This window comes from Clostridium sp., assembly GCF_051656525.1.
GTDB lineage: Bacteria > Bacillota > Clostridia > Clostridiales > Clostridiaceae > Clostridium.
This window is the reverse complement of record NZ_JBOGCC010000153.1, coordinates 1-1,176: the sequence shown is the minus strand read 5'-3', so window position 1 is coordinate 1,176 and position 1,176 is coordinate 1. Positions and strand designations below refer to the sequence as shown.

Sequence of the window (1,176 nt, the reverse complement as noted above, 5' to 3'; positions counted from 1 at the left end):
ACAAAGCCCTGATAGGGTACATGACATCCAACATGATTTTCGGTGTGGCGGCGTTAGCCAAAGGAACACTCGATTTTGAGTCTTTCTACCATATATCCATCATTGTCATATGGATGGTTATTGCGGCTATCCACCAGCTGCTGGCAAACAAGTTTGATTCATACCTAAAGACGCCATGGCACATGTATGCCATTTCGCTAACGATAAACTGTGTATTGCTAATTACCTTTATCGCGTTAGGCCGCTTCATGATGGTGACCGGTGCTTTGGGTTCTGGACCGTCTCCTACGGTGATCCCACTTATTACGATTGGTTTGTTGTTCATGTACGTGCACAACTTTGTAATTAAGCATGGCGGTACACGGCAGCCAACAGCGACATCTGTAGTGACAACGGTTTATGTGCTGATGATGACCAGCTTCTTTAAGTCATTTAACAAGAAGCTGAGCGACACAGAACGTGGCGATTTGAGAAAGGAAGGAAGTCATTACTTACTGGTCATCCTTCATTTCTTCGCAGGTGCGATGATGACTGCCATTCTGAGTAAGCACTATGGTTTCTATAGTTTGATGCCGGCAGCAATCATCCTGATCGCGTTTACGGTAAGAATATGGCGAGTGCATGCAAAGTCATGCGAGAACGCTTGTTGAGATATGTTTCTTTTGTAGTGGTGGTGTGTAGTGAAGAATGGATGCTGCTGGTTAATTTCTTTTCTTTTGTCGGTGGTCCTTTGGGGCTTTGTACTCGGCGTTTTTAATGTTTGCACTGTTCGGCACGCTCTTGTGCTGATGGAAAGCAATCTGTCGTGGATGATGTTCATTATCAGAATCTATCTGCGGTTAAGTATGAACTGGGCCCGCTTCTGTGTGTTCTTCCTGTTCTCGAGTATCAATGCCTCATTCTATTGGCTGGTGGCTAAAGCCTTTGCGCTTGTTAGCGTACAGAGTTCTGGTGAGGCGCTGACCCAAGCCGACCCTGTATTAACTTTTAATGCCAAGCATATGTGAGTACCAACTTTCGCTGAAGACAGCCCGCTTATGCGGGCTTTTTTTGATATAAGTTGCAGGTAAATGATTGCTTTAAACTTTAAGTAGGTGCTTACATATAGCTTATCTTTCAAATCGAAGCTTTATTCTTTCGCTTTAAATGTTCAATGGTTTTGTTTTTGTTTTAAAC

Annotated in this window: 2 protein-coding genes; both read left to right on the top strand. The window is 43.6% G+C overall.

Annotation, left to right across the window (positions count from 1 at the left end; all coding sequences use genetic code 11):
• Positions 1-650 (top strand): DUF1275 family protein (locus ACRDDY_RS07870; RefSeq protein WP_438564400.1); only part of this gene is annotated, 650 nt, incomplete at its 5' end.
• Positions 651-680: 30 nt separating this feature from the next.
• Positions 681-1,007, top strand: a complete 327-nt coding sequence (locus tag ACRDDY_RS07865) for a hypothetical protein (RefSeq protein ID WP_438564399.1) — start codon at positions 681-683, stop codon at positions 1,005-1,007.
• The last annotated feature ends 169 nt before the right edge of the window (positions 1,008-1,176 follow it).